24 protein-coding genes are annotated in these 23,574 nt (G+C 57.8%); 15 read left to right on the forward strand and 9 right to left on the reverse strand.

The features are described from left to right. Positions 1-50: 50 nt before the first annotated feature. The 4 genes from AC2FJB_RS15185 to AC2FJB_RS15200 are packed head-to-tail and all read right to left on the reverse strand — an operon-like array spanning position 51 to position 5,660. Complete coding sequence (locus tag AC2FJB_RS15185; RefSeq protein ID WP_496719396.1) at positions 51-1,088, reverse strand: ACP S-malonyltransferase; 1,038 nt, start codon at positions 1,086-1,088, stop codon at positions 51-53. Next, positions 1,085-3,274 (reverse strand): dehydrogenase E1 component subunit alpha/beta, encoded by a 2,190-nt coding sequence (locus AC2FJB_RS15190; RefSeq protein ID WP_496719397.1) that lies wholly within the window; start codon positions 3,272-3,274, stop codon positions 1,085-1,087. The genes AC2FJB_RS15185 and AC2FJB_RS15190 overlap by 4 nt, the downstream gene beginning before the upstream one ends. An 11-nt stretch (positions 3,275-3,285) precedes the next feature. Continuing rightward, positions 3,286-4,488, reverse strand: a complete 1,203-nt coding sequence (locus AC2FJB_RS15195) for an acyl-CoA dehydrogenase (RefSeq protein WP_496670387.1) — start codon at positions 4,486-4,488, stop codon at positions 3,286-3,288. After that, complete coding sequence (locus AC2FJB_RS15200) at positions 4,485-5,660, reverse strand: pyridoxal phosphate-dependent aminotransferase (RefSeq protein ID WP_496818599.1); 1,176 nt, start codon at positions 5,658-5,660, stop codon at positions 4,485-4,487. The genes AC2FJB_RS15195 and AC2FJB_RS15200 overlap by 4 nt, the downstream gene beginning before the upstream one ends. Before the next feature lie 89 nt (positions 5,661-5,749). On the opposite strand from AC2FJB_RS15200, the gene AC2FJB_RS15205 reads away from it, so the two are divergent. Further along, complete coding sequence (locus AC2FJB_RS15205; protein WP_496818601.1) at positions 5,750-6,655, forward strand: LysR substrate-binding domain-containing protein; 906 nt, start codon at positions 5,750-5,752, stop codon at positions 6,653-6,655. 44 nt (positions 6,656-6,699) lie between these two features. On the opposite strand, the gene AC2FJB_RS15210 is transcribed toward AC2FJB_RS15205, so the two are convergent. Then, complete coding sequence (locus tag AC2FJB_RS15210; protein ID WP_496719400.1) at positions 6,700-7,575, reverse strand: LysR family transcriptional regulator; 876 nt, start codon at positions 7,573-7,575, stop codon at positions 6,700-6,702. Positions 7,576-7,707: 132 nt separating this feature from the next. Here AC2FJB_RS15210 and AC2FJB_RS15215 point away from each other — a divergent pair, with 132 nt between their 5' ends. The 11 genes from AC2FJB_RS15215 to AC2FJB_RS15265 all read left to right on the forward strand — a co-directional run bounded on the left by AC2FJB_RS15215 (position 7,708) and on the right by AC2FJB_RS15265 (position 16,854). Continuing rightward, on the forward strand, positions 7,708-8,673 hold the full coding sequence (locus tag AC2FJB_RS15215) for an NAD(P)-dependent oxidoreductase (RefSeq protein ID WP_496719401.1): 966 nt from the start codon (positions 7,708-7,710) through the stop codon (positions 8,671-8,673). Positions 8,674-8,708: 35 nt separating this feature from the next. Continuing rightward, positions 8,709-8,897, forward strand: a complete 189-nt coding sequence (locus tag AC2FJB_RS15220; RefSeq protein WP_117873064.1) for a hypothetical protein — start codon at positions 8,709-8,711, stop codon at positions 8,895-8,897. A 120-nt stretch (positions 8,898-9,017) separates the two neighbouring features. Continuing rightward, positions 9,018-10,049 carry a sterol desaturase family protein gene (locus AC2FJB_RS15225; protein ID WP_162896889.1) on the forward strand — a complete coding sequence of 344 codons (1,032 nt, stop codon included), beginning with the start codon at positions 9,018-9,020 and terminating at the stop codon, positions 10,047-10,049. 168 nt (positions 10,050-10,217) lie between these two features. After that, on the forward strand, positions 10,218-11,033 hold the full coding sequence (locus AC2FJB_RS15230; protein ID WP_496719402.1) for a PaaX family transcriptional regulator C-terminal domain-containing protein: 816 nt from the start codon (positions 10,218-10,220) through the stop codon (positions 11,031-11,033). Between the two features lie 232 nt (positions 11,034-11,265). Then, a complete protein-coding gene (gene pcaF / locus AC2FJB_RS15235; protein WP_496719403.1) occupies positions 11,266-12,468 on the forward strand; it encodes a 3-oxoadipyl-CoA thiolase in 1,203 nt (400 codons plus the stop codon). Positions 12,469-12,483: 15 nt separating this feature from the next. Beyond that, positions 12,484-13,461 carry a 1,2-phenylacetyl-CoA epoxidase subunit PaaA gene (gene paaA / locus AC2FJB_RS15240; RefSeq protein ID WP_299897803.1) on the forward strand — a complete coding sequence of 326 codons (978 nt, stop codon included), beginning with the start codon at positions 12,484-12,486 and terminating at the stop codon, positions 13,459-13,461. Positions 13,462-13,484: 23 nt separating this feature from the next. Next, positions 13,485-13,769, forward strand: coding sequence for a 1,2-phenylacetyl-CoA epoxidase subunit PaaB (paaB, locus tag AC2FJB_RS15245; RefSeq protein ID WP_299897806.1), 285 nt, complete (start codon positions 13,485-13,487; stop codon positions 13,767-13,769). Further along, positions 13,769-14,527, forward strand: a complete 759-nt coding sequence (gene paaC, locus AC2FJB_RS15250) for a 1,2-phenylacetyl-CoA epoxidase subunit PaaC (protein WP_496719404.1) — start codon at positions 13,769-13,771, stop codon at positions 14,525-14,527. Before paaB ends, paaC begins: the two co-directional genes overlap by 1 nt. 6 nt (positions 14,528-14,533) lie before the next feature. Then, positions 14,534-14,992 (forward strand): 1,2-phenylacetyl-CoA epoxidase subunit PaaD, encoded by a 459-nt coding sequence (gene paaD, locus AC2FJB_RS15255; RefSeq protein WP_299897812.1) that lies wholly within the window; start codon positions 14,534-14,536, stop codon positions 14,990-14,992. 13 nt (positions 14,993-15,005) lie between these two features. Then, positions 15,006-16,079, forward strand: a complete 1,074-nt coding sequence (locus tag AC2FJB_RS15260; RefSeq protein WP_496719405.1) for a 2Fe-2S iron-sulfur cluster-binding protein — start codon at positions 15,006-15,008, stop codon at positions 16,077-16,079. A gap of 13 nt (positions 16,080-16,092) precedes the next feature. After that, entirely contained in the window at positions 16,093-16,854 is a 762-nt protein-coding gene (locus AC2FJB_RS15265; protein WP_496719406.1) for a Phenylacetic acid catabolic protein, read from the forward strand. A 260-nt stretch (positions 16,855-17,114) separates the two neighbouring features. Here the strand turns inward: AC2FJB_RS15265 and AC2FJB_RS15270 are convergent, their stop codons facing one another. Then, complete coding sequence (locus AC2FJB_RS15270) at positions 17,115-18,209, reverse strand: zinc ABC transporter substrate-binding protein (RefSeq protein ID WP_496719407.1); 1,095 nt, start codon at positions 18,207-18,209, stop codon at positions 17,115-17,117. A gap of 57 nt (positions 18,210-18,266) precedes the next feature. Between AC2FJB_RS15270 and AC2FJB_RS15275 the strand changes: the two genes are divergently transcribed. From AC2FJB_RS15275 to AC2FJB_RS15285, 3 genes are read left to right on the forward strand one after another with little or no spacing between them, the layout of a single operon-like run. Then, positions 18,267-18,779: a Fur family transcriptional regulator gene (locus AC2FJB_RS15275; RefSeq protein WP_496670420.1), complete on the forward strand. Its 513-nt coding sequence runs from the start codon at positions 18,267-18,269 to the stop codon at positions 18,777-18,779. Positions 18,780-18,781: 2 nt separating this feature from the next. Further along, complete coding sequence (locus AC2FJB_RS15280; protein ID WP_496719408.1) at positions 18,782-19,522, forward strand: metal ABC transporter ATP-binding protein; 741 nt, start codon at positions 18,782-18,784, stop codon at positions 19,520-19,522. Further along, complete coding sequence (locus AC2FJB_RS15285) at positions 19,522-20,319, forward strand: metal ABC transporter permease (protein ID WP_496670422.1); 798 nt, start codon at positions 19,522-19,524, stop codon at positions 20,317-20,319. The genes AC2FJB_RS15280 and AC2FJB_RS15285 overlap by 1 nt, the downstream gene beginning before the upstream one ends. A 127-nt stretch (positions 20,320-20,446) precedes the next feature. On the opposite strand, the gene AC2FJB_RS15290 is transcribed toward AC2FJB_RS15285, so the two are convergent. Genes AC2FJB_RS15290 through AC2FJB_RS15300 form a run of 3 tightly spaced genes read right to left on the reverse strand, consistent with a single transcriptional unit; the run spans position 20,447 to position 23,558 of the window. Beyond that, entirely contained in the window at positions 20,447-21,520 is a 1,074-nt protein-coding gene (locus AC2FJB_RS15290; protein WP_117873078.1) for a BMP family ABC transporter substrate-binding protein, read from the reverse strand. A gap of 31 nt (positions 21,521-21,551) precedes the next feature. Beyond that, positions 21,552-22,472, reverse strand: a complete 921-nt coding sequence (locus AC2FJB_RS15295) for an ABC transporter permease (protein WP_117873079.1) — start codon at positions 22,470-22,472, stop codon at positions 21,552-21,554. Between the two features lie 3 nt (positions 22,473-22,475). Next, a complete protein-coding gene (locus tag AC2FJB_RS15300; RefSeq protein ID WP_117873080.1) occupies positions 22,476-23,558 on the reverse strand; it encodes an ABC transporter permease in 1,083 nt (360 codons plus the stop codon). Between the last annotated feature and the right edge of the window lie 16 nt (positions 23,559-23,574).

Raw genomic sequence — 23,574 nt, forward strand, 5'->3', positions numbered from 1 at the left:
ATGAAAGCTCCTGCACGCAGGCTTTAAAGCTGACCGGCAGGCCCGCACCTTCATGTCACCTGTTTCCTCTGATCCTCCATTCCCATTGAGCACAGAATCGGACTGCTGTTTTGGCGAGACTGAAACGTGGACTTGTCCGACAGTCCGGACCAATTTGTCAGGATCAGGCTTTGTGCGACGGCACCGCCCAGTGTGGTGCCGGGACCGGTGACAATGAACAGATCCGGTGCGAACTCGTGCGCGGCCTGCGCTATGGCATGGGTGAAATCATAAGTCTCGGTCACTTGATGGCCCAGGGTGTAATCCCAAAGCGCATTCAGGTCGCAAGCTCCGGGCCACCATATCCGGCCACGACCGTCGATCAGGGGTAGGTCCGGTTGCCGAAACAAGCCAGCGCCCAGTTGCGTGCGGCCTTGCGCCGAGACCGGAGCCTGAAGATGCGAATGGAACCCGGCATGGTTGGCCAATCGCATGGGAAAACGTTCCTGAACCACAGGTACGGCCTTTTCGAACACGGCCAAACCGGCGTCGTCGCCTGCAAGTACCAACATGCCGCCCAGATCAATCGACAGGGTCAGCGTTGCATCGGTTCGGTCAATGTCATCCACCAAGGCAAGCAGCTCTGCCTTGCGGGCCTGATCAGGACGCCAGTCGGAATCCATGAAAGGATAGATCAATTGGCCACCGATCATGTTTTCCTGCATCAGAGTGCCCATGGTGTTGACCACCTCGAACCCTCCTTCGGCTGATAGCGCACCGCCGCAGGCCAGCGCCGAATACCAGCCCATCGAATTTCCCGTCACCGCAACCACTTCGATTCTGTCAGGATTGATGGCGCGGAAATCGCCCAGAGTAGCGGCGTAGATCAGGGCGGATGCATTGTCGCCTCGCGTGTGCTTGGCAATGGAATATCGTGCGGCACCGTCCAGTTCGCTGAGGGTGTCTTGCCCCTGCGCGCGCCGCATGTCATCAAAGCGCGCCAGAAGGGCCTTGTCGCTGAATTGCCGACCCAGAACACCCAGTTCGGGCTTGTTATAGGTACCTCGGCCGGGGCAGATGACAACGGCAGTTTGTTTGGCGGAACTCATTTGCCGGCCTCCATCAAGGATCGCGCGGCTGCTTCGATGCTGTCTTTCGATGGCATGGTTGCAGCATAGGCCGGACCGGTGGCAATAAAGCTGTCTTCGGCGGTAATTCGGGCCAGCGGCACATTGGTGGTTTCGTGGAAATGCGCCATGAGAGCTTCGGCCACACCGCCATGATGACGGGTTTCGTCTACAATCAGGATGCGTTTGGCCCCGGTCACGGCCTGTGTCAGTGCCGCTTTGGGTAATGGGGACAACCAGCGCATATCAACGATCCGGGTATTGATCCCGTCAGCCTGCAACGCTTGGCGTGCCTGATGGCTGAGATAGACGCCATTTCCAAATGTGACAATTGCAAGATCGTTGCCGTCACCCTCCACACCTACCTCGCCGAAGCCGATCTTTTCAGAAGGGTCGGGATAGGTTTGCATCCAGCCGCCGTCTCCGGCCTCGTGCAGGTCCCGCATCGGGTAAAGCGCGATGGGTTCGAGGAAGACGACCAGCCGCTGTTCTTCACGCGCGAGGCGCACGCATTCTCGCAGCATCCGCGCGGCGTCGGCACCGTTCGACGGGCAGGCCAGTATCAGGCCCGGAACGTCTCGCAATACAGCAACCGAGTTGTCGTTGTGGAAATGTCCACCAAACCCTTTTTGATACCCCAGCCCGGCAATGCGCACGACCATCGGGTTGGTATATTGACCATTCGAGAAAAAGGGCAGGGTGGCGGCCTCACCACGCAGCTGATCCTCGGCATTGTGAAGATACGCCAGAAACTGGATTTCAGGCATTGGCGTGAACCCGTTCTGAGCCATGCCGATCGCCAGGCCCAGGATCGACTGTTCGTCCAGCAATGTGTCGATCATCCGGTCAGGGCCAAACCGTGTTTGCAGCTTTTGGGTCACGCCGTAAACGCCGCCCTTGCGCCCGACATCTTCGCCCATCATGACGATCTCGCCATGTTCCAGCATCAGATCGGTCAGTGCCCAGTTGATCAATCGCGACATGATCTGCGGTTCGGAATGTGCCTTGAGGTCGCTGCCGAACACCTCGGTCCGACGCTCGGGTGCTGGGCCATTGGTTGGTGCGCATGGGCGCGCGGGCGGGATCAGGCTGGCCATCACTTCTTTGGCATATTGCAGGCGAGGGCGAGTGACTGCCTGATCGGCCACGCGGGCAACCCGGGCGCAGGTATCATTATAGACGCCTAGCGCCTGTTCCGGGCTCATCGCGCCGAACTGATCCAACAGGCGCACGGAATGCAGCAGCGGGTCGTTGGCCTCTTCGGCCTCAACCTCGGCCTTTGGCATATATGTGGTTGGCATATCGGCCCCGGCGTGACCGTACAGACGAACAGTCCGAACATGCAGAAAGGCGGGTTTCTTTCGGCTGCGCACATAGTCGGCCGCCTGTTGCGCAACGTGGTAGGAGTCAAACATGTCCAACCCGTTGCACGAGAAATACTTAAGGCCGGGGCGACCCGAGAAAGTGGCCGCGATCCAGCCTTTCGGCGTTTTGGTCGAGATACCGATTCCGTTGTCTTCACAGCAGAACAGCAGGGGCAGGGGTACTGACTGGAAAGACGTCCACTGCGCTGTGTTGAACGCACCTTGTGCGGTGGAATGGTTGGCCGAGGCATCACCGAAGGAACAGAAGACGATGGCGTCGTCCGGCATATCTGCATGTTCCGGACGGCGACGACGCGCTGCGCTAATGCCATACGCCGCGCCAACCGCCTTGGGAAGGTGGCTGGCGATGGTCGAGGTCTGCGGTGGAATGCACAGCGCTTTTGATCCCAGAACCTTGTGGCGCCCGCCACTGATCGGGTCTTCGGAGGACGAGGCAAAGGACAGCAGAATGTCCCATGTCGGGCTTTGACCCGGCACCTGATCCGAGCGGGCAATCTGGAATGCCGCATCGCGGTAGTGCAGGAAGGCCGGATCGGTCGGGCGCAGGGCTGCGGCAACAGCCGCCATGCCCTCATGCCCGGACGACCCGATCGTGTAGAACCCCTGACCCGCCTTCTGCATCGCTCGGCTTTGCTGATCGAGCGCCCGGCTCAGGCATTGCGCCCTGAAAAGCGCAACGGCTTCTGGGCCGGTCAGAGGACCTGACGGAGCAGTCCCTTCAGGAAAGTCCCGCGCTGCAACCCGGCGCAGGAAATTGTCATGCACGATTGCGGCGCGATCCATGTCAGATGTCCTTAGGCGAAGGCTTGCAGACCTGTCTGCGCACGACCTAGGATCAGGGCATGCACGTCATGGGTGCCTTCATAGGTGTTGACGGTTTCAAGGTTCACCATGTGACGGATCACGTGGAAGTCCTGACTGATCCCGTTGCCACCATGCATATCGCGGGCATGACGGGCGATCTCAAGCGCCTTGCCGCAATTGTTTCGTTTGATCAGGCTGACCATCTCGGGCGCGGCGCGGGCTTCGTCCATCAGGCGACCCACGCGCAGCGCGGCTTGCAGGCCCAGCGTGATCTCGGTCTGCATGTTGGCAAGCTTCAGTTGAAACAGTTGTGTCTGCGCCAGCGGACGGCCGAACTGTTTGCGGTCCAACCCATATTGCCGGGCCGCGTGCCAGCACGCCTCGGCTGCGCCCATTGACCCCCATGCAATGCCGTAACGCGCACGGTTCAGACAGCCGAATGGGCCTTTCAGACCTTCGACATTGGGCAGCAGGGCGTCTTCGCTGACCTCGACATTGTTCATCACGATCTCACCGGTGATCGAGGCGCGCAGAGACAGCTTGCCTTCGATCTTGGGGGCCGACAGCCCAGCCGTTCCCTTATCCAGAACAAAGCCCTTGATCTTGCCGCCATGCGCCTCGGATTTGGCCCAAACAACGAACACGTCCGCGATCGGGGCGTTCGAGATCCACATTTTCGACCCGTTCAGTACATAGCCGCCCTCGGTTTTCCTTGCGATTGTCTTCATCGAACCGGGGTCGGAACCGGCATCGGGTTCAGTCAGCCCAAAACAGCCGATATATTCGCCGCTTGCCAGTTTCGGCAGGTATTTCGTGCGCTGATCTTCGGTGCCGTAGGCGTAAATCGGATACATCACCAGGCTGGATTGCACCGACATCATTGAGCGGTAGCCGCTGTCCACACGCTCGACCTCGCGCGCGACCAGACCATAGGTCACATAGCTGGACCCAATACCGCCATATTCCTCGGGAATGGTTGTTCCCAGCAACCCCATCTCGCCCATCTCGCGAAAGATGGCTGGGTCGGTTTCTTCATTGGCAAACGCGGCAGTTATCCGAGGCAGCAGCTTATCTTGCGCGTAGGCATGTGCAGCGTCACGAACCATGCGTTCGTCTTCGGCCAACTGGTCTTCCATCAGGAACGGGTCGTCCCAGGTGAAGGGACCGAGATGCGGGGCGGATTGAGGTTTCATGCAAGTTTCCTTTCCACAGCGGTTTTCAGACGTGCAAGGCCCGCTGCAATTGTATCTTCGGCATAAGCGAACGACAGGCGAAGATGGCCCGGCATTCCAAAGGCGCGGCCGGGCACCAGGGCAACGCCGGCATCTTCCAGCAACCACGTGCAGAATTCCGCGTCGCTGTCAAATGGCCCGCCTTGTTCCTTCAGCAGATCAGTGCAGGACGGAAAGGCATAAAACGCCCCGTCCGGTGCTGAACAGCGCAATCCGGGCACCGCATTCAACCCGTCTACGACCAGGTCTCGGCGAGTGGCAAAGAGGGCGCGACGCTCTTCCAGCAACCCGGGTTCGCAAGTGATCGCGGCCAGCGAGGCCCATTGTGAGATTGAGCATGCCCCCGATGTGACCTGTCCCTGTACAGCGACCATGGCTCTGATCAGATCGGTCGGTCCGATACCCCAGCCAATGCGCCATCCGGTCATTGACCAGGCTTTGGCCACACCGTTGACGATCAGCACGCGATTGGTCAGCGCCGGGGCGGCCTTGGCCACTGAAGCGAAAGGCACATAGCTGAGATGGCGGTAAATCTCATCCGCCAGAATCCAGACGTGAGTGTGGCGTTCCAACACCTCGAATAGTCCTGAAATTTCTGCTTTTGAGTAAATCGAGCCTGACGGGTTCGAGGGCGAATTCAGCATCAGCCAGCGCGTCCGCGGTGTGATGGCGGCCTCCAATTGTTCAGGCAGCAGTTTAAAGCCCTGCTCCATCGGGCAAGGCAAAACCACCGGCACCCCACCTGCCATGCGGACAATATCGGAATAACTCGTCCAATAGGGTGCAGGCATGATGACTTCGTCGCCGGGGTTAAGGCTGGCCAGCATCGCATTTGCGATTACGTGTTTAGCGCCTGTTGATACGATGACCTGAGTCATCTCGGTGCCCGCTTGTCGGGCGATTTCCGCGCGCAGTGCAGGCACACCGGCAGTGGGTGGATATTTGGTTTTACCTTCCAGTGCCGCTGAATGCGCAGCTTCGACCACATAAGGCGGTGTAGGCAGGTCCGGTTCGCCGGTTGACAGCGCCAGAACATCGCGCCCTTCAGCGCGCAGGCAGGCGGCGGCCTCTGAGATCTGGACGATTTCCGACAATTCGATACCGCTCAACCGGTCAGCGCGCTGGAACATCATATAACTTCCTCTGCAGATGAGTTTGGTTTTAGCCAGAAAGTCACTTGAGAAAAATACGCCAATAAGTATCCTTTCAGTGACTAAAACTCATGAATGTCATGCCCCGCATCAACTCACTGCCATCTCTTGCGCTCATGCGCAGTTTCGAAGCCGCCGCGCGCCATGAAAGCTATACAATGGCGGCCGAGGAGCTTGGTGTGACCCAAAGCGCGATCAGCCGTCAGGTCCGAGAGCTTGAGGCCGCGATTGGCGTTACGCTGTTTCGGCGGGTCGGTCGGGCCGTGCGCTTGTCAAAAGCGGGGCGGGCCTTGCGAGACGAGCTGGCAGGTGACCTTGAGCGTCTCAGTGGCACGATCAACCGTGCAATTGCAGCAGGAGACGGAGCGTCGCTATTGACCTTGGCTGTACTGCCCACCTTTGCGACGCGGTGGCTGGTGCCGCGCCTGCCGGATTTCAAAATGCGCCATCCGGGGATTGAACTGGACCTGCACTCCTACACGACGCCTTTCAGCCTTGAAGAACGACGCATGGATCTGGCAATCCATTTCGGGCAGGAGGATTGGCCGGGTGCGCAATTGCGCAGGTTGTTCCCCGAGCATCTGGTGGTCACGGCAGCACCCGAGTTGCTGAGGCGTCACAGGCTGGACACCCGCGCGCAAACCTTTGATCTGCCGCTTTTGCATCTGACCTCGCGCCCCGAGCTGTGGTCCACCTATCACTCTCAGCTCGGGATGGATCCGGGGGCGGTTTTTCTGGGGATGCGGTTTGACCAGTTCTCGATGCTGATCGAAGCCGCAGTCGTCGGTTTGGGTGCCGCTATTCTGCCCTCTTATTTGATTGAAGAAGAGGTGGCATCCGGCGTTCTGACCGAAATCGGCCAGATCACCAACACGTCGAACAGCGCCTATTACATTGCGACGCCAACTGGTCAGAAGAACGACGCGGTTCAGGCTTTTGGAAACTGGATCAGCAAGCAGACGCGGGCACGCGGGTAACTGGGCAAATACAGAAGATCGAATTCATTGCCCGCAGGCACATCTCAGGCAAAAATCTGCCTGAGCCAGGTTTCAAACATCTGTTTTGCAGCAGCGTTCGCGTTCGAACTCTGCCCATCGACAAGGAAATGGTTCTGTTCGATTGGAATGGCGTCCCCGACAATCGCGATGGACCTTCCGGCCTCGATTGCCGTTCTGGCAAAGCGCTCAAGGATTACTGCGTATCCTCCACCTTCCGACACAATGTCCACGGCGGCAATTGTCGTGTCCACGGTGTAGGAAGACGCCGTGGGAGAATACGTTATGCCGAATGCGGAGAAATACCTGTGCCACATGTCCTGAAACCCCAAGATCTGTATCTGCGGTTTATCAAGCAGTTCTTCAGTAGAAGGCCATTTCTGATTTCGCGACTTGGTCGCAACCGGAACGATGCGCTCATCCGAGATCTTGCTGATTGGCCCATCGTTCCATTCCCTGTTTCCCAAACGCAGTTCGACATCAACGTTTTCCCTGCCTGCGGATTCTGCCCAGATATTTGAAACCAACCTGATGGATACACCCGGGTGGGCGCGCGAAAACTCGGGCAATTTGCCGGCAAGGAACAAGCTGGCCGTGGAAATCGGCACACGCACGACCAACTCGTGCTTCTGACTGGAACCAAACAGGCTTGCGGTTGACAGGTCGATATCGCCCAAAGCGCGCCGAACAGAGAACGCATACGCCTGTCCGACCTCTGTCAGGCTTAGATTCCGCGCGGCGCGAAAGAACAAAGGGCAGCCCAGCTGTGCTTCCAGCGAACGAACGTGCAGGCTTAAGGCCGTCTGTGTGATGCCCAGTTCTTCTGCCGCAGCAGTAAAGCTCATATGCCGTGCGGCACAGTCAAAAGACCGTAGCCAGACCAGATTGGGCGATTTGGACATTTCCAGCACCAAAAAAATTTATGGATACTGGCGATATTTATTCGTTTTACACGCTGCATTCAACGCCCGTAAATTTCATCAGGGAAAAACAGTGCTGGTCATCAGATTGGGCATCGGAAAGGGAACGCAGGTATGAAAGTTGGATTTATCGGCCTTGGAAATGTCGGCGGGAAACTCAGTGGCAGTTTGCTGCGCAACGGCGTTGATCTGACCGTACACGATCTGAACTCTGATCTGGTGTCAGGTTTCGTCGACCGCGGGGCAAAGGCTGCCGAGAATCCGGCACAACTGATGCGGGATTGTGATGCGGTCATCACCTGCCTGCCTTCTCCGGCGGCTTCGGACGCCGTAATGCAGGAAATGCTGCCCGAAGTGACCGTGGGCAAAATCTGGATGGAAATGTCCACGACGGATGAAGCAGAGGTCAAGCGTCTGGGTGCTATGTTGAAGGATCGCGGTGGCGCTGCCGTCGATTGTCCGGTCTCGGGCGGATGTCATCGGGCGGATACCGGTAATATTTCGATCTTTGCCGGATGTGATCGCGCCACGTTCGAACGTATCCTGCCGTTCCTGACCACGATGGGGCGTCGCATTCTGCACACGGGCGAACTGGGATCAGCTTCGGTGCTGAAGGTGCTGACCAACTATCTGGCCACTGCAAACCTGATCACCTGTTCAGAGGCGCTTGTCGTCGCCAAGGCCGCCGGAATGGATTTGAATACGGCGTATGAGGCAATGAAGATCAGTTCGGGGACATCCTTCGTGCATGAAACCGAAAGTCAGGTCATCCTAAACGGATCTCGCGATATCTCATTCACGATGGATTTGGTTCTAAAGGATATTGGCCTTTTCCAGGAGGTGGCGGATCGCGCCGGGGTGCCGCTGGAGATCAATCCGCTTATGATCGAGATTTTCAAGGATGGGATCGAGAAATACGGCCCTCGTGAGTTTTCCCCCAACGTCATTCGCCGGCTTGAAGACAAAACCGGGCTGGATATCCGCGCGCCGGGGTTCCCTGCGGAAATGCTGGACGATGAACCTGAAGAGCCCGGTTACGAAGTGATCCCGCAGGGATCTGACCTGAAGGCCGCCGAATAGGGCGGTGCGCGGCGGGCAGGAAACGGATCTACAGCATGGCGGATCATCATTCTTACGCCGTTACGTTCGCCGACATGGGGGATCCTGCATCACGCCTGAAGCAAAACGGCTGGAACGTCTGGCCGTTCTTCGTGCCGCCGTTTCTGATGGGAACGGTTCCATTTCCGCTGCCCGTGTCCCCAAGAAACCGGATGGGCGGGGCAAGTGCGCGAAGCGCTCGATAACCGCCGCCCGTTCCACGAATAGGTCACATCATGTATCGCCGGCCATCACGCAAGTATCCTTACGAGCCGCCTCCGGCTTGGTCCTGAAAAAGGCGACTCTATTCAGGAAAGGATAATCACGTGACGACCCAAGATGCGAACCCTCAGGACACCACCAACGCACTCCCCGAGCCAGGCCCCATGAGCCGCGAATGGCATTGGCACCCGTACTTGCCGGTGAAATACGCCCCGTACTGGAACTGGCCGCCGAAAATCGGCGTCTTGGCGAAATGGGTTTGGCACAACTGGCTTCAGTTCTCGGACCGCTCGATCTTTCTGGCCTTGGCCTTCCTGGTGGCCTTCTGGGTGCAACCGGTCGGTGTCGGGCAGGCCTCGTTTGCGCCGGGCTGGGTGTCATGGGTATTCATTCGGAACTGGGTGCTGCTGTTGATCGTCGCCGGTGGCCTGCACATGTGGTTCTATGGGGTCGACGGGCAAGGAAAGCTGCTGAAATACGACCCGAGACCCTACATGAAGCGAAAGAACGCTTTGTACAAGTTCGGCTATCAGACGTGGGACAACACCTATTACTCGATGGTCTTTGGTGCGACCTTCCTGTCGATGCTGGAGTGCTTTCTGCGCTGGATGTATGCCAACAACTATATCGCCACGCTCAGCTTCACCGCGCATCCGGTCTGGTTCGTGCTGCTGTTTCCGATCCTGGCGATCTGGCAGAGCTTTCATTTCTACGTTGTACACCTGCTTCTGCATCAGCCGTTCATCTACAGACATGTTCACGCCGTGCATCACCGCAACGTCAATACCGGCCCATGGTCGGGCATGTCGATGCACCCCGTCGAGGCCTTCGGATATCTTAGTGCCATCCTGATCGTGTTGGTACTGCCCAGCAACCCGGTCCACATGATCTTTCTGGGCTATTGGCTTATGCTGGGTGCCGCCTCGTCTCATTCCGGGTACGAGGCCATCTGGGTGCGCGACCGTCAGGCGTTGTTGATCGGGGCGTTTTTCCACCAGTTGCATCACCGTTATTACGAATGCAATTACGGCAACGCGGAAATGCCCTGGGACAAGTGGTTCGGCACCTATCACGACGGCTCGGAAGAGGCCACAAAACGAACACGCTACCGCAAGCGCGAAATGCACGCCAAATAGGGCGACACGCAACGCGGGCCGTGCGCAGATGGCGCCGCTATGGCGGATCATTTTTCTTGCCCGACAACGCTTGATTGAACCGACCCCGTTGCCGAAATCCTGACCCTGTACGAAACTGGGCGCGCGGGGCCGGATGGCAATTCCCTCCGGCCCGATTATACTGGGCAAATGAAAGATACCGCTCCAGATTGGTTTGAAACCTGTGTCAGCCAGCTGACCACAACAAGTACTCAACGTGTGTGGTCAGTTCTGGTCACGATTTTCGGCGATCTGGCGCAGGATGGGTCGGATCAGATCAGTGGATCACTCATTACGGCGCTTACGCGTCTGGCGGGGATCAGGGCCGAGGCCACACGTGTTGCGTTGCATCGGTTGCGCAAGGAAGGTTGGATTGAAAGCACGCGGGTTGGTCGGAACAGTGTGCACAGGCTGACCAGCTTTGGTCGCAGTCAAAGCGTAGCGGCCGCACCGCGTATCTATTCCCGCGACTCGAACATGCCGGATATCTGGCATGTCCTCATCGCCAGCAACTCGGAAAGTTCCCGGAAGGAATTGTCGGATCTGATGCTGACAGGAGATTACTTCTCACTGAATGCGTCCACAGCCATGGCGCCCGGGCCGATGCCGGATGACCTTGAGGAGCTTCTGGGTTTCGAGAGCGACACGATTTCCGTCCCAAACTGGCTTCGGGATCTGTGTGGACCGGAGCCGCTGAAAACCGCCTATGATCAATTCTGGGACGCAATTCAGATTGTTGAGCGGCTTTTGCCTGTGGAAGGGGCGGGCGATCCGATGCGTTCGGCGGTTTTGCGCGTATTGGTCGTGCACGCTTGGCGACGTATCGTTCTGCGCCATCCGAGCCTGCCGCCGGTTTTCCTGCCGGACGACTGGAAAGGCGCCGCGTGCAGAGACGCTGTCTCACACTTGTTGGACAGACTGCCGCGCCGCTCGCTTTCGAGCTTGGAAGCCGAGCTGATAGACTAACCCTCAGCAAGGCAAAATTCGGGCGAGCTGTTGGATTTCCTGCCATAATCAAGAGTGGCTGTGTCGTTTTGTGCAGTCACGAAAACCTCTTTGGTCAGCAGTCACCTTTAATGTTACAGGATGTGCGACACATGAGAAAATTGAGTAACATAAGTCTTGCATCGAATCAGGGGAAGATTTATTAACCGACCAGACGGTTGATATTGTTCCGAGGGAACAGGGGTACTCTAAGATGGACGCTTTCATTTGTGACGCGACGCGCACTCCGATTGGACGATACGGAGGAGCGCTCTCGTCGGTCCGCACAGATGATCTGGCCGCTCTTCCTTTGGCGGCTTTGAAGGCGCGCAACCCTCAGGTCGACTGGGCCAGTGTTGACGACGTGATCTATGGCGATGCCAACCAGGCGGGCGAGAGCAACCGAAACGTTGCGCGTATGGCGGCACTGCTGGCGGGTTTGCCGATTGAAGTGCCGGGAACGACGGTGAACCGTTTATGTGCCAGCGGCATGGATGCTGTGGGAATGGTGGCGCGCGGCATCAAGGCGGGCGACTACGATCTGGCCATCGCGGGTGGCGTGGAAAGCATGTCCCGCGCGCCGTTCGTGATGCCCAAGGCAACTTCGGCGTTTACCCGCAGCAATGCGGTGTACGACACCACGATCGGTTGGCGCTTTGTGAACCCGAAAATGAAGCAGGCATACGGCGTGGACTCCATGCCGCAAACGGCCGACAATGTCGCCGAAGATTATGGTATCAGCCGGGAAGACCAGGATGCCTTTGCTGCACGCAGCCAGTCCCGCTGGGCCACCGCGCATGCGGCTGGGGTGTTCAAGGACGAAATCACGCCGGTTTCGGTTTCCCAGCGCAAGGGCGATCCGATTTTCGTTGATACGGACGAGCACCCGCGCCCGGGAACTACGGCCGAAAAACTCGCGGGTTTGAAAGGTGTGAACGGGCCCGACAAAACCGTGACGGCGGGGAATGCATCCGGTGTGAATGATGGCGCAGCGGCGATCCTGATGGCGAATGAGGCCGCAGCAGCCAAGAACGGTCTGACCCCGATGGCCCGGGTGGTTGGCATGTCGGTTGCAGGTGTTGCACCACGTGTAATGGGCATCGGCCCGGTGCCGGCTAGCCGCAAGGTTTTGGCCCGGGCAGGGCTGAGCGTGGATCAGATGGATGTGATCGAGTTGAATGAGGCATTTGCCTCTCAGGGCCTTGCCACCTTGCGCGAGCTGGACCTGCCGGACGACGCGCCCCACGTGAACCCCAATGGCGGGGCCATCGCTTTGGGCCATCCGTTGGGTATGAGCGGCGCGCGTCTGGTGCTGACCGCAGCCTATCAACTGAAACGTACCGGGGGTCGCTATGCGCTCTGCACCATGTGTGTGGGTGTCGGGCAGGGCGCTGCCCTTATTCTTGAACGCGTGTAACGGAGGAGACGGGACATGTATGCTCAGATGGTAGAATCCGAAGCGTCAAATGATGATCCGGACAAGCTTGCTGAATTCCAGGCGCGGATCGACGCGGATATCAAGATCGAGCCTAAGGATTGGATGCCTCAGGGGTATCGCAAGACCCTGATCCGTCAGATTGGACAGCACGCTCATTCCGAGATTGTGGGCCAATTGCCGGAAGGTAACTGGATCACGCGTGCGCCGACATTGGAACGGAAGGCGATCCTTCTGGCCAAGGTGCAGGATGAGGCCGGGCATGGGCTCTACCTGTATTGTGCGGCCGAAACGCTGGGTGTCAGCCGCGACGAGATCACCGAGATGCTGCTGGACGGCCGCATGAAATACTCGTCGATCTTTAACTATCCGACGTTGAACTGGGCCGATATTGGCGCGGTTGGATGGTTGGTCGACGGGGCGGCGATCATGAACCAGGTGCCGCTGCAAAGAACGTCATTCGGGCCGTATTCCCGCGCCATGATCCGTATCTGCAAGGAAGAGAGCTTCCATCAGCGTCAGGGTTATGACGCGATCCGCAAGATGGCCGAAGGCACGCCCGAACAGCGCAAGATGGCACAGGATGCGATGAACCGTCTGTGGTACCCGTCGCTGATGATGTTTGGGCCCTCGGACAAGGACAGTGTGCATTCGGCGCAATCCATGGCCTGGAAGATCAAGATCAACACCAATGACGAACTGCGTCAGAAATTTGTCGATCAAACCGTTCCGCAGGCCGAATATCTGGGTCTGACGATTCCCGATCCGGACCTGAAATGGAACGAAGAGCGGGGCCACTATGATTACACCGATCCCGATTGGTCCGAATTCTTTGACGTGATCAAGGGCAATGGTCCCTGCAATATCGATCGTCTGGCCGCACGGAACAAGGCTTGGGACGACGGCAAGTGGGTTCGTGACGGGCTGTTGGCCCATGCCCGCAAGAAAAAGGCCGGCAATCTGGCTGCTGAATAAGCTTACCCTGAGGAGGAAACCCGATGAGCACCGAATGGCCCCTGTGGGAAATCTTCATCCGCGGCCAACATGGGATGAGCCACCGACATGTCGGTTCGCTGCACGCCCCGGACGCGGAAATGGCAATCAAGAACGCGCGCGATGTCTATACCCGCCGCAACGAAGGCGTCTCGATCTGGGTGGTCGAAGCCAACAACATCTCGGCTTCGTCGCCCAGCGACAAAGGTCCGTTGTACGAACCAAGCGAAAGCAAGGTGTACCGCCACCCGACTTTCTTCGACATTCCCGATGAAGTGGGGGCAATGTGATGACCCGGGATGAGGCATTTCTGCAATTCCTGCTGCGGATGGGAGACAACACCCTGATCCTCGGCCATCGTGTCAGTGAGTGGTGCGGCCATGCGCCGGTGCTGGAGGAAGATATCGCATTGGCCAACACTGCGCTGGACCTGATAGGTCAGACCCAGATGTGGCTGGGTCTTGCGGGCGAGGCCGATAGTGGCAAAAGCGCCGACGATCTGGCTTTCCTGCGCGACGCCTGGGATTTCCGTAACGTGTTGCTGGTCGAGGTGCCGAACGGCGATTTCGGCCGTACGCTGATGCGCCAGTTCCTGTTCGATGCGTGGCATTTGATCATGCTGGGACGCCTCATGACATCCTCGGACGAGCGGGTCGCAGCAATCGCCGCCAAGGCCAGTAAGGAAGTTACCTACCATCTGGAACGTTCGGGCGACACGGTTGTCGGGCTTGGTGACGGAACCGAGGAAAGCCATGCCCGGATGCAGGACGCACTGGATTACCTGTGGCCCTATGTGGGCGAGATGTTTGCCAGCGACGAGGTTGACGCCCAGATGCTCGCCGCAGGTATCGCGCCGAACCCGGAGGACTTGCGAGAGGAATACGACGCTCTGGTTGAGCGGGTTCTGAACCAGGCAACGCTGACCGTTCCTGAAAGCCGTTTTGCCCATAAAGGCGGCCGCGATGGGCGCATGCATACCGAGAATCTTGGCCATCTGCTGACGCAGATGCAATGGCTGCAACGCGCCTATCCCGGAGCCAAGTGGTAAGAGCGGATGCGGGTCCCGACTGACCAGATATGGAGCTGGCTGGATGCCGTGCCCGATCCCGAAATCCCGGTGATTTCCGTCGTGGATTTGGGCATTGTGCGTGATGTGCGCTGGGAGGCTGACACGCTGGTCGTAACCGTCACGCCAACGTATTCCGGTTGCCCGGCGACGTCCATTATCAGTATGGATATCGAAACCGCCCTGCGCGATCACGGCATCGGGGAACTGCGCATAGAAACCAGCATTTCGCCCGCCTGGACCACCGATTGGCTCAGCGAAAAAGGTCGCGCCAAGCTGGAAGACTATGGAATCGCGCCGCCGCAACCCGCCGGCGGCCCAGATCGCTGCCCCCATTGCGGTAGCAAGGCAGTCGAAAAGGTCAGCCAGTTCGGCTCGACCCCATGCAAGGCCCATTGGCGCTGCACGGATTGTCTGGAACCCTTTGACTATTTCAAGTGCATCTGAGGAGGAGCACCGGATGGCACGTTTTCACGACCTGAAAGTCACCGACATCCACAAAACCATCCGCGACGCGGTTGTTGTTACGCTTGAACCCGTAAATGGCGCAGCGGAACAGTTCGACTTCGCCGCCGGCCAGTACCTGACTTTCCGGCGCGAATTTGACGGCGAAGAGTTGCGCCGCTCCTATTCCATCTGTGCTGGCAAGGATGACGGTGTTCTTCAGGTTGGCATCAAACGCATCGAGGGCGGAGCCTTCTCAAGCTGGGCAAATGAAGAGCTCAATGTAGGTGACGTTGTGCAGGCGATGCCACCAATGGGCAATTTTCACGTACCCATCGATGCGGATGCGGAAAAACAATACCTTGGCTTCGCTGGCGGATCGGGAATCACGCCTGTTCTGTCGATCCTCAAGACCACATTGGCCGGTGAACCCAAATCCCGTTTTACGCTGATCTATGCCAACAAGGGCATCAACACGATCATGTTCCGTGAGGAATTAGAGGATCTGAAAAACCTCTATATGGGCCGGCTGAACGTTATCCACATTCTTGAAACCGACGCGCAGGAGATTGACCTGTTTACCGGTCTGGTAACGCAGGAAAAATGCCGCGAGCTGTTCAAGCACTGGATCGATATCAAGACTGCAGACACGGCGTTCATCTGCGGACCAGAGCCGATGATGCTGGGTATTGCTGCCGCGCTGCGGGAACACGGGCTTGAGGAAAGCCAGATCAAGTTCGAACTCTTTGCCAGCGCCCAGCCGGGTCGGGTCAAGCGCAAGACAAGCGCGGCAGAGGCAGGCACGCAGGCAAACCAGACCAGCGCTTTGATCACATTGGATGGCGCTACGCAGACCGTGACCTTGCCGAAAGATCAGTCCATTCTGGATGCAGCCTTGGAAAATGCCATGGACGCGCCGTACGCCTGCAAGGCCGGGGTTTGTTCAACGTGCCGCTGCCGTGTCGTAGAAGGCGAGGTCGAGATGCTCGCCAATCACGCGTTGGAAGATTACGAGGTCGAAAAAGGTTATGTGCTGAGTTGTCAGGCTTACCCGGTGACCGACCGCGTGGTCGTGGACTACGACCAGTAAAGGGAGAGGATCAATGACCGACGCCATGACACTCGACAGCTACCTGGCCGCAGGCGGAGTGCTGACCAATCCGACCAATGTACCGCCGCGTTACCGCGCCGAGCTGATGAAACTGATGGCTACGTTTGTGGACAGTGAACTCGCTGGTGCCGCAGGGTTTGCTGATGTCATCAACCAAGGCCCTGGCATAAAGGAACGCATTGCGGCGGCGAAAATTGTGTTGGAAAAGACGGACCACGCGGACCGGGTCCTGAAAATCATGGGTGAGTTCGGTGCCGATACGGATCGGTATGTCACGCACCACCCGTGGACTGCCCGGTTGGACCGTGATGCGGATGTTGGTGCGGCCCGCAGCGAACATGACATGCGTCTTGCGGTGTTCAACTATCCGATTTCGGGTTGGACTGATGCCGTCGTCATGAACCTGCTGATGAGCCGCGCCGTAGCAGAGCAACTGGCGGAGTTTTCGACCGTCTCTTACCAGCCTCTGGCCGAGGCTTTTCGACAGATCGCACCGATCGAGGCACATCACGGCGAACTGGCGTTGGAAGGCGCTGTGAAGCTGGTTGAAAACGGAGAGTCACAAGACATGCAACGCGCGGTGGACTATTGGTGGCCCCGCGTAGCTGTGTCTTTCGGGAGAGATGATCCGAAACGATTTGAGCACCTGAAATCACTGGGCTTGCGCCACAGAGCCAACACTGCGCTACAGGAACATTGGACACAGGCAGCGGGTGCAGCATTGAAAAGGTTGGGTTTGAAACCACCTTCCTAGCCAGAGTATTTCTCAAGGAGTGAGAGCATTCCGTTTCTGACGTGATTTGACAAGCGCGTTGGCGATTGTGACGTGTTCCTGAAGGATCGGTTGGCTGGTTTCAAAACGCCTTGTCAGAGAGGTGGCAGTGCCAGGTTTCCCTGACATTGCCTTTGAGACGAAGTAAGTGGCGATTTTTTCGGTCTGCGAGTTAAACCGCCCTGTCTCGTGGAAGGCTGAACCCGGCCGTTTTCGCGACCAGAACCGGGTTTGCAACCGGACTAGAGACACTCGGCCAGAGTTTTTGCCATGTTGAGAATAACTTGCGGGTAGAGATCGGCTCCGGGTTCAAGTTCAGAGCCCAACGGATCGATTACGCCTGTTTTGGCCTCGGTCCCATTGAGTACGGTTTTGACGATGCCGGGGTTGAACTGTGGCTCGGCGAGAACGCAGCTGATACCTTCTTCGCGGATACGGCTTTGAATCTCAGCAATGCGAGCCGGGCTCGGGTCCGAGGCGTCGGCGATCGAAATCGCACCTGCGGCAGGTAAGTCAAATGCGTCTTCGAAGTACTGATAGGCGTCATGGAAGACGATAAAGCTTCCACCACGAACCGGATCAAGCGTCTCAGCCACTTCCGCAGATAGCGCAGCCATTTCTTCGCGCGCGGCTGCGGCATTTGCAAAATATGCGCCTGCATTGTCCGGATCGGCTGACGACAACTGCGCAGCGATCAAGTTCAGCCAGGTTTCAGCATTTGCCGGTGAAAGCCAAGCATGTGGGTCGTGCTCGCCGTGCGCGTGATCGTGATGATCATCGTGATCGGCGTGTTCCTCGTGATCGTGGTCATCATCCTTGGCATGGTCGTCGTGATCATGCTCGTCTTCATGCGCATGCTCATCATCGTGATCATCATGATCTTTGTGGTCCGCATGATCGTCATGATCATGCCCGTCGTCTTCGGTATGCTCATCATCATGATCGTGTTCGTCTTCGTTCTCATGATCATGGGCCTCGAACAGAGCGCTTTCACGGAAATCAAGAAGAACAGTGCCATCGGAGTCCAGTAAGGACGTGACGGTCGCTCTGTCTGTAAGGGTTTCGACTGCACTTTCCATCCACGGTGTCAGGTCTTCTCCCATCCAGAACACCAGATCGGCATCCTGCAATGCCGCCGCCTCGGACGGGCGCAGGTTGTATTCATGAGGGGAGGCACCCGGTGCCACGATCAGGGCAGGCGAGCCGACGCCCTCCATGACACGAGCAACAAGCGAATGGACTGGTGCGATGTCGACCGCGACGTTTGGAACCTCTGCAAGGGCCGTGCCACCCATCAATGCAACCGTAATCGAAACTGGAAGAAGCTTTCTGGACATCAGACCCTCTGTGTGATTTTATAACGTTACGAGTGGCAATACATGATATGAAATAACATGACAAGTGATACGCATCCTGTCTCTGCCGGTGAAACAGCCCCGGTCGGTTTTCAGGAACATGACCACCAGACTTGCGTCAAAACGGCGTTGGTATCCGCCGAGGCGCGGTGCAAGGAAGAAGGGCTGCGTCTGACGCCGGTCCGGCGCAAGGTTCTGGAGATGTTGCTGCAAGAGCATCGGGCCCTTGGTGCTTATTCGATCCTTGACCGCTTGCGCGATGAAGGATTTGGATCTCAACCTCCGGTCGCCTATCGGGCGCTGGATTTCCTCGTTCAAAACGGGTTCGTTCACAAGATCGAGCGCCTGAATGCATTCGTTGCCTGTTCTCATCCCGGCGCGTCGCATTCTCCGGCGTTCATGATCTGCAGGAAGTGCGATGCGGTTGCCGAGGCTCAGTCCACGCCTGCCAAAGGTGTTCTTGGTGCTGCTGCGCGCGCAGCGGGTTTCGAGATCGAGCGAACGGTTGTAGAAGCCGAGGGACTTTGCCCCGACTGCACCGAAAAGGCCTGAAAATGTCGCTCGTTTCTGTCGAGAATCTCAGTGTGCGCTACGGCGCCAATACTGTTCTGAGCCATGTGGATATGGCAGTCGAACCTGGTGAGATCGTCACCATCGTCGGGCCAAACGGATCGGGTAAAACCAGCCTGTTACGGGCTATCATTGGCGCGACCAAGCCATGTGCCGGGCATGTATCACTAAAACCCGGATTGAAGATCGGATACGTGCCACAAAAACTGCATGTCGACCCCACGTTGCCAATCTCGGTCGAGAGATTCATGCGCCTGACGGATCGCGTTTCACGTCGCCAATGCGTCGAGGCGCTGGAAACGGCGGGCGTCCCGGATCTGTTGAAGCGTCAGATGTCGCATTTGTCGGGCGGTCAGTTTCAGCGTGTGTTGCTGGCGCGGGCGCTGATCAACAAACCTGAAGTCCTGCTGCTGGACGAGGCGACACAGGGACTGGACCAGCGCGGTTCGGCGAGTTTCTATCAGCAAATCGAAGCTGTGCGCCGCGAAACCGGATGCGCCATTCTCATGATCAGTCATGAATTGCACGTGGTCATGAGCGCCTCGGACAGAGTGATATGTCTCAACGGGCATGTCTGCTGCGAGGGATCGCCTGCGGTGGTCGCCTCGGCACCGGAATACCGGGCCTTGTTCGGAACGGGCACAGGCGGTGCGCTTGCCCTTTACCGGCACGAGCATGACCACCATCATGACCATGATGCAAACCCCCAGAAAGCGGCGGAATAATGCTTGACGATTTTATGATGCGGGCAACGCTCGCGGGTGTCGGTGTTGCGTTTGCGGCTGCTCCTCTTGGGTGTTTCGTGGTGTGGCGCCGCATGGCGTATTTCGGTGATGCAACCGCACATGCCGCAATTCTGGGCGTGGCCCTGTCGCTGACATTTCAGATGTCGATCTTCACCGGTGCGCTGGCCGTTGCACTGATTATGGCGCTGGCGGTCACCTTGCTGGCTGGTCGTGGCTATGCGATGGACACGCTGCTGGGGGTGTTGGCGCATTCCGCTTTGGCCTTCGGTCTTGTTGCTGTCTCGTTTTTGTCCGGCGTCCGCATAGATTTGATGGCATATCTGTTCGGGGATATTCTTGCAGTATCCCGTTCTGATCTCCTTGTGATCTGGGGCGGCGCGGCGCTTGTCGTGGCGCTGATTGCCTGGCGATGGTCTCAACTACTGACGGCCACATTGAATGAGGAACTGGCCTATGCCAGTGGTTTCGACCCCAGGCGGGAACAGTTGATCCTGACCCTGTCTTTGGCTGTAACCGTGGCAGTTGCGATCAAGGTCGTGGGGGTATTGCTGATTGCGGCGATGCTGATCATTCCCGCGGCGGCTGCGCGGAATCTGGCCCGGTCACCGGAATCCATGGCATTGATAGCAGCAGGAATAGGCGCGTTTTCCGCGATCGCGGGGCTAAGAGCGGCCTATGTTTTCGATACCCCGGCAGGGCCTTCGATCGTCTGCGTGGCCGCTGTTTTGTTTGCCTGTCTCAGCGTGGTCGGATGGCGAACGCAGGGCAGGGCCTGATCGACCCGGGCGGTAAGCGAATGTCATTCACGTTAACCAGATAGGTCCTGGTGTTGTCCGATGCAGGTGCGCATAAAAAAGGCCCGCAGATTGAGTGCGGGCCTTATTCATTCTTTGACGATACAGCTTACTGCGGAATCTCGCCTTCCAGCCCTTCAACATAGAAGTTCATACCAGCCAGAGTGCCATCGTCAGCGGTTTCGCCTTCAGCCAGCCAGTCGCTGCCGTCCTGCTTCTTCAGCGGACCGGTGAACGCGTGATAGCTGCCATCTGCAAGCGCCGCCTTCAGGGCCAGCGCCTCTTCTTTGACGTCTGCGGGAACCGCGTCCGAAATCTCGCCGATTTCAACCATTCCTGCTCCGATACCATCCCAGGTGTTGGAAGACGTCCAGGTCCCGTCCATTACGGCCTTAGTCCGCGCGATGTAATAGGGGGCCCAGTTGTCGATGATCGATGACACTCGTGGGAGCGGTGCGTATTCGCTCATGTCCGATGCCTGACCAAAGGTGATCACATTGCCGGCCTCTTGAGCCGCTGCTTGCGGCGCTGTCGAGTCGGTGTGCTGCAGGATTACGTCGGCACCCTGTTCGATCAAAACGGTGGCGGCGTCAGCTTCTTTCGCCGGGTCGAACCACGTGTAGGCCCAGACAATCTTGAACTCGACATCCGGGTTCACCTTCTTGGCGTGGATATAGGCCGAGTTGATGCCACGGATCACTTCGGGAATCGGGTAAGAACCGATATAACCGATGATGTTGGACTTGGTCATTTTGCCAGCGATGTGGCCCTGAACGGCGCGGCCTTCGTAGAAACGAGCCGAGTAGACCGAGACGTTGTCGGCGGTTTTATAACCGGTCGCGTGCTCGAATTTCACGTTCGGAAACTTCTTGGCCACGTTGATGGTAGGGTCCATGTAACCAAACGAGGTGGTGAAGATCAGATCTGCGCCTTCCAGCGCCATCTGCGTCATCACACGCTCGGCGTCCGGACCCTCCGGAACTGATTCGACGAATACGGTTTCAACCTTGTCCCCGAACTCTTTTTCAACGGCCTGACGGCCCTTGTCGTGTTCATAGGTCCAGCCGCCGTCTCCGACAGGGCCGACATAGACGAAACCGACTTTGGTCTTGTCTTCGGCCATGGCCCCCGAGGCCAGACCCAGCGCCATAGCGGCACTCGTCAGAAGTGTAGTGAATTTCATGTGTTACTCCCCAAATTGGTTCTGTTGGCCCCTAGTGTGAGGCATGGAATATCCGGCCCAGTGAAGCAGGTGCGCTGCTCTTGTCGGCCGAAAGGATCACAAGCACAAGGATCGTGATGATATAGGGCGACATTGCCAGATACTCGACGGGAATGGCAACGCCTGCAGCCTGCAAATTAAGCTGCAATACCGTAATGCCGCCGAACAAATAGGCACCCAGCAGTACCCGCCACGGCTTCCAGCTGGCAAAGACAACAAGAGCCAATGCAATCCAGCCGACTCCGGCGGTCATGCCCTCGGTCCACTGCGGCACTCGGATCAGGCTGATGTAGGCGCCGCCAAGACCGGCGCAGGCACCGCCGAACATGATGGCCAGAATGCGGATCTTGATCACCTTGTAGCCAAGCGCATGCGCGGCATCGTGGTTTTCACCGACCGCCCGCAGGATCAGACCAACACGAGTAAATTTCAGCACCGCCCAGACGGCTGCCGTTATCGCGATGCCAAGGTACAGGACCGGGTCATGTTGGAACAAGATCGGGCCGACAACTGGGATATCGCTGATCAGCGGAATATGGATGTCGCCCATACTGGGGGGTTTGATCCCAACATAGCTCTGCCCGATCAGTGCACTGAACCCAAGGCCGAACAGCGTCAGAGCCAAACCGCTGGCTACCTGGTTGGCCAATGCAAACTGCGTCAGCAAGACAAACAGAAGCGAAAGAACAGCGCCGCCGATGGCGGCAGCGACAAAGCCCAGCCAGGGCGAGCCCGTCTCGACCGAGATGGCAAAGCCGCTGATTGCGCCCACGATCATCATGCCTTCGACGCCGAGGTTCAGAACACCTGCCTTTTCGACGACCAGTTCTCCGATTGCGGCAAGCAGCAGGGGCGTTGCGGCCACCATCAGTGAGGCGACCAGAAGTACGGGGTTGATTTGGCCAAGATCCATGAGTCACGCCACCTCTTTTCGGGCCGCACGGATGCGGAAATTTGTCAGAAGATCCAAGGCTAGCAGGAAAAACAGCAGCATGCCCTGAAACACCTGAATGGCCGCAGCAGGAAGGCCCAGTTTGGACTGCGCGATTTCACCGCCGATATAGGTGAGCGCCATCAGAAACCCGGCAAGAAGTATGCCCACCGGGTGCAGGCGGCCCAGAAAGGCCACGATGATTGCTGTGAAACCATAGCCAACGTTGAAATCAATGCTGACCTGACCCGATGGCCCGGATACTTCGAACATCCCGGCCAGACCGGCCAGAGCGCCGGACATCCCAAGACAGAACAGGATCAGGCGGGCGGGGTTTACACCCGCAAACTTGGCCGCACGGGGTGCTTCACCCGTCAAACGAATATGGAAGCCCAGCATGTGACGGTTAAGCAGCACATAGGCAAAAATCACCGCGATGAAAGCCGCGACCACACCCCAGTGCATCCCGGAACCTGTGATCAATTCAGCATTGTGAGCACTTTCATAAGATTGCAGGTTGCGCGATCCCGGAAAGCCGAACCCTTCGGGGTTCTTCAGCAGCCCCAGCGAAACCGAGGCCAGCATCTGCTCGGCCACGTAAACCAGCATCAGCGACACGAGGATTTCGTTGGTGCCGAAGCGTACTTTCAGAACAGCCGGGATCATTGCCCACAACCAGCCACCGAAGGCACCGGCGATGACCATGATCGGGAATATGTACCATGCCTCAAGCGGGTAGAATGCCAGACCGGCGCCTGCGCCGAAAATGGCGCCCATGATGTACTGGCCTTCAGCCCCGATATTCCAGATGCCTGCCCGAAATCCCAACGAAAGGCCGATGGCGATCAGCACCAGCGGCGCGCCTTTCACCAATAGCTGTGGGCGATAGTAAAACGAGAACTCGCCGAACAAGGGTTCCCAGAAGATAGTGCCGATGGCCTCAACCGGGTTCTTGCCCAGTATGGCAAACAACAAACCGCCGAAAAACATCGTCGCCAAAACCGCGACCAACGGGGTTGCATAGGACCAGACCTTGGATGGCTGAGGACGTTTTTCCAACACAATCATCAGCTCATTCCCCTGA

The organism is Ruegeria sp. CDSC085, assembly GCF_059610465.1.

Bases quoted from the DNA above. Each gene is read 5' to 3' on its own strand.
- AC2FJB_RS15185 (WP_496719396.1), bottom strand. From the start codon at position 1,088: ATGAGTTCCGCCAAACAAACTGCCGTTGTCATCTGCCCCGGCCGAGGT.
- AC2FJB_RS15190 (WP_496719397.1), bottom strand. From the start codon at position 3,274: ATGGATCGCGCCGCAATCGTGCATGACAATTTCCTGCGCCGGGTTGCA.
- AC2FJB_RS15195 (WP_496670387.1), bottom strand. From the start codon at position 4,488: ATGAAACCTCAATCCGCCCCGCATCTCGGTCCCTTCACCTGGGACGAC.
- AC2FJB_RS15200 (WP_496818599.1), bottom strand. From the start codon at position 5,660: ATGATGTTCCAGCGCGCTGACCGGTTGAGCGGTATCGAATTGTCGGAA.
- AC2FJB_RS15205 (WP_496818601.1), top strand. From the start codon at position 5,750: ATGAATGTCATGCCCCGCATCAACTCACTGCCATCTCTTGCGCTCATG.
- AC2FJB_RS15210 (WP_496719400.1), bottom strand. From the start codon at position 7,575: ATGTCCAAATCGCCCAATCTGGTCTGGCTACGGTCTTTTGACTGTGCC.
- AC2FJB_RS15215 (WP_496719401.1), top strand. From the start codon at position 7,708: ATGAAAGTTGGATTTATCGGCCTTGGAAATGTCGGCGGGAAACTCAGT.
- AC2FJB_RS15220 (WP_117873064.1), top strand. From the start codon at position 8,709: ATGGCGGATCATCATTCTTACGCCGTTACGTTCGCCGACATGGGGGAT.
- AC2FJB_RS15230 (WP_496719402.1), top strand. From the start codon at position 10,218: ATGAAAGATACCGCTCCAGATTGGTTTGAAACCTGTGTCAGCCAGCTG.
- pcaF (WP_496719403.1), top strand. From the start codon at position 11,266: ATGGACGCTTTCATTTGTGACGCGACGCGCACTCCGATTGGACGATAC.
- paaA (WP_299897803.1), top strand. From the start codon at position 12,484: ATGTATGCTCAGATGGTAGAATCCGAAGCGTCAAATGATGATCCGGAC.
- paaB (WP_299897806.1), top strand. From the start codon at position 13,485: ATGAGCACCGAATGGCCCCTGTGGGAAATCTTCATCCGCGGCCAACAT.
- paaC (WP_496719404.1), top strand. From the start codon at position 13,769: ATGACCCGGGATGAGGCATTTCTGCAATTCCTGCTGCGGATGGGAGAC.
- paaD (WP_299897812.1), top strand. From the start codon at position 14,534: ATGCGGGTCCCGACTGACCAGATATGGAGCTGGCTGGATGCCGTGCCC.
- AC2FJB_RS15260 (WP_496719405.1), top strand. From the start codon at position 15,006: ATGGCACGTTTTCACGACCTGAAAGTCACCGACATCCACAAAACCATC.
- AC2FJB_RS15265 (WP_496719406.1), top strand. From the start codon at position 16,093: ATGACCGACGCCATGACACTCGACAGCTACCTGGCCGCAGGCGGAGTG.
- AC2FJB_RS15270 (WP_496719407.1), bottom strand. From the start codon at position 18,209: ATGTCCAGAAAGCTTCTTCCAGTTTCGATTACGGTTGCATTGATGGGT.
- AC2FJB_RS15275 (WP_496670420.1), top strand. From the start codon at position 18,267: ATGACAAGTGATACGCATCCTGTCTCTGCCGGTGAAACAGCCCCGGTC.
- AC2FJB_RS15280 (WP_496719408.1), top strand. From the start codon at position 18,782: ATGTCGCTCGTTTCTGTCGAGAATCTCAGTGTGCGCTACGGCGCCAAT.
- AC2FJB_RS15285 (WP_496670422.1), top strand. From the start codon at position 19,522: ATGCTTGACGATTTTATGATGCGGGCAACGCTCGCGGGTGTCGGTGTT.
- AC2FJB_RS15290 (WP_117873078.1), bottom strand. From the start codon at position 21,520: ATGAAATTCACTACACTTCTGACGAGTGCCGCTATGGCGCTGGGTCTG.
- AC2FJB_RS15295 (WP_117873079.1), bottom strand. From the start codon at position 22,472: ATGGATCTTGGCCAAATCAACCCCGTACTTCTGGTCGCCTCACTGATG.
- AC2FJB_RS15300 (WP_117873080.1), bottom strand. From the start codon at position 23,558: ATGATTGTGTTGGAAAAACGTCCTCAGCCATCCAAGGTCTGGTCCTAT.